This is a genomic window from Mycobacterium sp., assembly GCF_044370595.1.
Taxonomy (GTDB): domain Bacteria; phylum Actinomycetota; class Actinomycetes; order Mycobacteriales; family Mycobacteriaceae; genus Mycobacterium.
The window spans coordinates 1-6313 of record NZ_JBILVF010000180.1 but is presented as its reverse complement, the minus strand read 5'-3'; the positions used below and the strand labels follow the sequence as shown (position 1 = coordinate 6313).

The window sequence follows — 6313 nt, the reverse complement described above, 5'->3', positions numbered from 1 at the left end:
TGTCGTTCGGCGCGTCGCGCCCACCGATGCGTCGGGAGGGCAGCGCAGCGATTTCGCTCGGAGGGGGCCGCGGCTGTTGATCACCGAGTCCCGCCGTCGGCGCGTTGTCCACAGGGAACCTCGTCGTCCCCGCGCCTATGCAGTGCTCAGGAGGCTTTTCACCGGCCGAATCGGGATGTGGATAAACCTGTGGAAACTGTGGATAGCGGGGTATTGCTGACTAATGTCCCCAGCGTAAGCGGCACACGGTGCCACAATAAGGGCCGCCATAGTGGCAGTGGCGGGACTGCGTGGACCGTCCCGGCGGGACACTGCCTCGCTAGGCTGGTCGGCGTGATTCAGGTGTGCTCCCGGTGCGGGACACGGTGGAACGTGCGCCATCGGCAGCGCGGATGGTGTCCACGGTGCCAGGGTGCCCTGCTAGCGCCCACGGGTGCGCCGGCTCTGCAGATGGCGGGCGGGCCGCAGGTCGGGCCGCCGCGCACGCCGTCCACGCGGCGACCGCCCTCGGGTTTCCGCTGGATCGCGGTGCGGCCGGGCCCGCCGCCACCACCCCGGCCTCGCCGTCGCCCGCTGGGGCCGACGCCGCGCTACCATTCCGTTCCCCGGTGGGGGCTGGTCGACCCGATCACCCTGCAGGCCGCCGCCGATGAGCGCGGGCCAGGAAAGACGGCGTCGGCGGGCGTGGCACGTGCGGCGCTGATCGGTGCCGCCGTGGTGTTCGCGTTGGCTGCCGGTGTGCACGTGGTGCGTTACCTGTTGCTGTTGCTCAACCGCACGGTGTTGCTGCCGCCGTTCATCGCCTTCGGCTCGTTGTTGGCCGGCGTGTTGATCAGCCTCGCGGCCATCGTTGCGGTGATCGCGGCGGCGGTCACCCTGACCTCGTGGTTGATCGGCCGGCGGGCAGCGGCATTCGCTGTACACGGCCAGGACGATCCACGTCCGCAGTGGGCGGTGTGGGCGGGATGCCTGACCCCGTTGGTCAACCTGGTGTGGGCGCCGGTATTCGTCCAGGAGTTGGCGCAGGCGGAGCGGTGTCAGGCCCGTCAGCGCGGGCCCATCATCCTGTGGTGGATCGCCTGGCTGGTCACCTTCATCATCTGTGGTTGGGCCATATGGACCAGCCGCGCCACCGACGCCCAGGGCATCGCCGACAACACGGTGACAATGATCATCGCCTACCTGGCGGGGCTGGCGGTGCTGACGCTGCTGTGGCGGGTGTTGGAAGGCTTCGTGCGCAAACCGGTGGATCGGCCACTGCACCGGTGGGTGGTCGTTCCCCAAGAGCAGTCGGCCACCGGGCAGGCCGATGACACCGGGCAGGTCGATGACACTGGGTCGGCCGATGGCACCGAGGACCTCGGGCGCGAGCCGACCGATGACGTCGACGACGCGGAGTCGTCGGGGCAATCAGTTGAGTCCCGGGACCGGGAACCGGCAGCATAGGTCTATGTCGCCGGTGGCCGAACCGCGTGGGGAGCACCCCTTCGTGGTCGCGCATCGCGGCGCGTCGGCCGATCTTCCCGAACACACCCTTGCCGCCTACGAGTTGGCGTTGCAGGAGGGCGCCGATGGGGTGGAATGCGATGTACGACTCACCCGAGACGGGCATCTGGTCTGCGTTCACGACCGTCGAGTCGACCGCACCTCCACCGGCACCGGGCTCGTCAGTGATATGACTTTGGCGCAACTGCGTGAATTAGATTGGGGGGTATGGCATTCCAGCGCGCGATCTGATGACGAACGGAATGCCGGCGATACCGGCCTGCTCACCCTCGAGGACCTGTTGGAACTCGTCCTGGACTGGAACCGGCCGGTCAAAGTCTTCATCGAGACCAAACATCCGGTGCGCTACGGGGCGTTGGTGGAGAGCAAGGTGCTGGCACTGCTGAACCGCTACGGCCTGGCTTCCCCGGCGTCGGCGGATCTTTCCCGCGCGGTGGTGATGTCCTTCTCCGCCGCTGCGGTGTGGCGGATCCGCCGGGCGGCCCCCCTGCTGCCCACCGTGCTGCTCGGGGAAACCTCGCGCTACCTCGGCGGGGGTGCGGCGACCACGGTCGGTGCCACCGCCGTCGGCCCGTCGATCGCCACCCTGCGCGAACATCCCGAACTCGTCGACCGCGCCGCCGCGCAGGGCCGGGCGATGTACTGCTGGACCGTCGACCACTACGAGGACGTCGAGTTCTGCCGCGACCTCGGAGTGGGCTGGATCGCCACCAACCACCCCGGCCGCACCAAGGCCTGGCTTGAGAACGGGCTGACCGGACCGCGGACTTGACCGGTCAGGGCTGGCCGTCGAGCACTTGCTGGGGAACCGGCGCGTCGCTGCGAAGCGCCCCGAAAAGCATTGCGGCCGTCTCGGAGTCCCACACCGCCACGTCGCCGGAATCGTTGCCGGTGAACTCCCCGATCGGAACAGTGAGGGTGGTCATCGGACCGCGCAGAGCCCAGGTCAACCACCCTAGGCTCCACACATGCGCGCCGTTGTCGACTTTCAGCGCGTCCAATGCCGCGGCCGGCACCGCATACCAGCGCCATGGATTGAGCCACACCGCCGGACTGCCGGCGCGCTGGAGCATCGCCGACATGAACTCCCGCTGTTTGACCATCCGGTCGAGGTCGGCACGCGGGGTGGCGCGGGTCCGGACGTAACCCAGCGCGTTGGGGCCGTTGAGTACCTGACAGCCGGCGGGCAGGTCGATGCCGGCCAATGGATCGTTGATCGGCTCCGGAAGGCACATCCTCACACCGCCGAGTCCGTCGACGACGCCGCCGAAGCCGCCCAACCCGATTTCGGCGTAGTGGTCCAGACGCAATCCGGTGGACTGTTCGACGGTCTGCGCCAACAGCGTCGGGCCGCCTTCGGCGAAGGCCACGTTGATCTTGTCCATGCCCCAACCGGGGATGTCCACATAGGAGTCGCGGGGAATCGACACCATCGTGGTGGGTTGGCCGGAAAGCGGCCCCGGCACGTGCACAAGCAGGATGGTGTCGGTGCGGCCGTTGCCCACCTCGCCGCCGGTGGCCAACTCGGCCTGCTGCTGCTCGGTCAGACCCGCCCGGCTGTCGGAGCCGACCAGAAGCCAATTCGTTCCCGCGCCGGCGGCCGGGCGGCCGGCATAGTCGGCGAAGACCGCCACCCGCTGCAATGCCGTTTCAGCCCAGATCGCGCCACCGAGTACCGCCGTGACCATCAACGTGGCGACCGCGACGAAGCCGGTCACGATCCTGCGGAACACACCGCGCCGGGTCCGTCGCACGGTGGGCGGTGTGCGCTTGGCGCGGACGGCGGGGGCGCTGGCAGCACGGGTCGCGGGTCGTCGCGCCGGAGCAGGTTTGGCAATGCGGGTGGCCTGGACGGCTCTGCGTCTGGGGGCCGGGGGCGGCTGGGGGGGTGCCTGGGGGATTGGCTGGGGGGGCCGCTGGGGGGGTGGCTGTTGGGCGGGGAATGCCGGTGGTGGTGGCGGAACCGGGCGGCGGGCGGGGAATGCCGGCGGCGGAACTGGCCGGCGGGGCGGCCCGGGTGGTGGCGGCGGACGGTGCGACGGGGCCGGCAGCCGCGGTGGGGGTCGCCGGTAACCCGTGTCCCGGCGGATGACCTGTGACGGTTCGGGTCGCGGGATTGCGGGTCGCGGCAGTGCGCCCGGTGGCGGCGGGGGTACCGGACGCACTCGTGGAATCCGCTCGGTCGGCGGGTCCACGGCCCCCCGCGGTGGCCGAGGCCGGTCGTCGTTCACACCGGTCAACTTAAGCTGCGGCGGGGCCGGATCACCGCAGCCATGCCAGATGGCCGGACAGCAGAACGTAGCCGACATAGGCCACGGTGTTGATGATCCCGTGGGCCAGGACCAACGGCCACAGCCGACCGGTACGGCACCAGGCGTAGCCGAACACCAGTCCCATGACCAGGTTGCCCACCCCTGCGCCGATTCCTTGGTACAGGTGATAAAGGCCCCGCAGCAGGCTGGAGAACAACACCGCCTGAGATTGGCGCAGCCCCAACTGTTGAAGGCGGGTGATGAGGTAGCCCACCACCACGACCTCCTCGGCGAAACCGTTGGCGAACGCCGCCAGCACCAGGACCGGGATGCGCCACCAGGAGTCGCGCAGTCCGGACGGCTCGACCTCGGCGTTGAGGCCGAAGTGGCGGGCCGCCAAGTAGAGCAGGAGACCCGGGATGCCGATGAGCGCCGCCAGGCCCAGTCCGGCCGCGCCGTCGGACCGCCAGCGAATCCGGCCCACCCCGATCGCTGACGGCCGGATTCCACTGCGCCACAACAGATACAGCGCCAAGGCACCCCATGCCACCAGCTGCGCAATCGACACCAGGTTCAAGCCGAGATTGATCAGGTCGTAGCGGGACTGGTTGGGGTTGAGCCGAACCCGCTGGCCGGCGAGCCCGGACAGCAGGGCGTCGGCCAACTGTAGAACCGCGACCAGGGCGCTGACTCCGAAGGTCACCGCCAACACGACGCCGACTTCCACCCGGATCGCGCGGCGGTCCGGATCGGGGCGGTCCGAATCGGGTCGGTCGGAGCCGGCAGAACTGCCGCAAGTGGCGCTCACCCCGCCACGGTAGCGGCCCGTCCGCCGAGCCCCGACCCGATAGGGTTGAACGGTGTCCCGCATCGCCTACCTCGGACCTGAGGGGACTTTCAGCGAAGCGGCGCTGCTGAGGATGGCCGCCGGTGCGATGGTGCCCGGCGACGGGGAACTGCAGCCCCAGCCGACCGAGAGCACCCCGGCGGCTCTCGAGGCCGTCCGCACCGGCGCGGCCCACTTCGCCTGCGTGCCGATCGAGAACTCGATCGAGGGAAGTGTGTTGCCGACCCTGGACAGCCTGGCCACTGGTTCGGCGCTGCAGATCTACGCCGAGTTGACCCTCGACGTCGCCTTCAGCATCGTTACCCGCCCGGGGATGGGGCCCGGGCAGGTTCACACCGTGGCGGCCTTCCCGGTGGCGGCCGCACAGGTCCGGCAATGGCTGGCCGCTCATCTCCCCGACGCCGAACTGATTCCGGCCAACTCCAACGCCGCCGCCGCCCGCGACGTCGCCGACGGACGCGCCGACGCCGGGGTCAGCACGGCGCTGGCCGCCCAGCGCTACGGCCTGGGCACCCTGGCCGACGGGGTCGTCGACGAACCCAACGCCCGGACCCGCTTCGTGCTGGTGGGCTGCCCGGGCCCGCCGCCGGCCCGCACCGGAGCCGACCGCACATCGGTGGTGTTGCGGATCAACAATTCGCCGGGGGCGCTGGTGGCGGCGATGAGCGAGTTCGGCATTCGCGACATCGACCTGACCCGCATCGAATCACGGCCGACCCGGACCGGACTCGGCAGCTACATCTTCTTCCTGGACTGCGTGGGGCACATCGAAGACAGCGCGGTCGCCGAGGCGCTCAAGGCGTTGCACCGGCGCTGTGCCGATGTCCGCTACCTGGGGTCGTGGCCGACTGGTGAAGCAGTCGGTGCCGCGCCGCCGGCCCTCGACGAGACCGAGCAGTGGCTGGCCCGACTGCGGCGAGGTGCGCCGTGAGCGGACGGCTGATCCTGGTTCGGCACGGCCAGTCCCACGGCAACGTCGAGCGTCGGCTGGATACCCGGCCGCCGGGTGCCGAACTCACCGAACTCGGGGTGAACCAGGCCCGCGATTTCGCCCGGGCCCGGACGCATCCGCCGGGCCTGCTGCTGCACTCGGTGGCCCGGCGGGCAGCGCAGACTGCGGCGGTGATCTCCGCGGAGCTGAGCGCGTTGGGCCGTACCAGTGAAATACCAAGCGGGAAAACCGGATCCGTCATTCCCCGCGAGCTCGATGACATCCACGAAGTCCATGCCGGCGCCCTGGATAACCGTAACGACGACGCCGCGATCGCCGAGTTCAACGCGATCTACCAGCGCTGGCATGAGGGTGACCTCGATGTCGCGATGCCCGACGGGGAGAGCGGCCGTGATGTGCTGGACCGGTATCTATCGGTGATCGCCGAGCTACGGCTGCGCTACCTCGACGACCGGGACTGGCAGTCCGACATCGTCGTGGTCAGCCATGGTGCGGCGATCCGGTTGGCCGCCGCCACGCTGGCCGGGTTGGCGGCAGGCTTTGTGCTCGACCACCATCTGGCCAACACCGGGGCGGTGACGCTGGCGCCGATCACCGATGGCCGCTGGAGCTGCGTGCAATGGGGGTCGTTGATGCCGCCGTTCTCCCCCGGACCGGATGTACATCCGGTCGAGGACGCATTGCGCGCCGCTGACCCGATGGGCTAAATCCACAGTGCAGCACCGCCTCGGGGTGAGCGCATCCCGGTTCGGTGCA

The 6313-nt window shown here is 69.7% G+C and carries 7 protein-coding genes; 5 read left to right on the top strand and 2 right to left on the bottom strand.

What is annotated here, in order from left to right:
* Positions 1-450: 450 nt before the first annotated feature.
* Together ADBZ5N_RS16735 and ADBZ5N_RS16730 are read left to right on the top strand one after the other, a co-directional pair.
* Complete coding sequence (locus tag ADBZ5N_RS16735; RefSeq protein ID WP_526259338.1) at positions 451-1446, top strand: DUF4328 domain-containing protein; 996 nt, start codon at positions 451-453, stop codon at positions 1444-1446.
* A gap of 4 nt (positions 1447-1450) precedes the next feature.
* Positions 1451-2278 carry a glycerophosphodiester phosphodiesterase gene (locus ADBZ5N_RS16730; protein ID WP_526259336.1) on the top strand — a complete coding sequence of 276 codons (828 nt, stop codon included), beginning with the start codon at positions 1451-1453 and terminating at the stop codon, positions 2276-2278.
* Between the two features lie 4 nt (positions 2279-2282).
* Here ADBZ5N_RS16730 and ADBZ5N_RS16725 read toward each other — a convergent pair whose 3' ends face one another.
* Positions 2283-3407 (bottom strand): LCP family protein, encoded by a 1125-nt coding sequence (locus ADBZ5N_RS16725; protein WP_526259342.1) that lies wholly within the window; start codon positions 3405-3407, stop codon positions 2283-2285.
* Between the two features lie 50 nt (positions 3408-3457).
* On the opposite strand from ADBZ5N_RS16725, the gene ADBZ5N_RS16720 reads away from it, so the two are divergent.
* Entirely contained in the window at positions 3458-3598 is a 141-nt protein-coding gene (locus ADBZ5N_RS16720) for a hypothetical protein (protein WP_526259344.1), read from the top strand.
* Between the two features lie 170 nt (positions 3599-3768).
* Here the strand turns inward: ADBZ5N_RS16720 and ADBZ5N_RS16715 are convergent, their stop codons facing one another.
* A complete protein-coding gene (locus ADBZ5N_RS16715; RefSeq protein ID WP_526259340.1) occupies positions 3769-4491 on the bottom strand; it encodes a CPBP family intramembrane glutamic endopeptidase in 723 nt (240 codons plus the stop codon).
* A 127-nt stretch (positions 4492-4618) separates the two neighbouring features.
* Between ADBZ5N_RS16715 and pheA the strand changes: the two genes are divergently transcribed.
* Together pheA and ADBZ5N_RS16705 are read left to right on the top strand one after the other, a co-directional pair.
* Complete coding sequence (gene pheA / locus ADBZ5N_RS16710; RefSeq protein ID WP_526259334.1) at positions 4619-5536, top strand: prephenate dehydratase; 918 nt, start codon at positions 4619-4621, stop codon at positions 5534-5536.
* Positions 5533-6264, top strand: a complete 732-nt coding sequence (locus tag ADBZ5N_RS16705) for a histidine phosphatase family protein (protein WP_526259332.1) — start codon at positions 5533-5535, stop codon at positions 6262-6264. Before pheA ends, ADBZ5N_RS16705 begins: the two co-directional genes overlap by 4 nt.
* The last annotated feature ends 49 nt before the right edge of the window (positions 6265-6313 follow it).

Bases quoted from the DNA above. Each gene is read 5' to 3' on its own strand.
- ADBZ5N_RS16730 (WP_526259336.1), top strand. From the start codon at position 1,451: ATGTCGCCGGTGGCCGAACCGCGTGGGGAGCACCCCTTCGTGGTCGCG.
- ADBZ5N_RS16735 (WP_526259338.1), top strand. From the start codon at position 451: ATGGCGGGCGGGCCGCAGGTCGGGCCGCCGCGCACGCCGTCCACGCGG.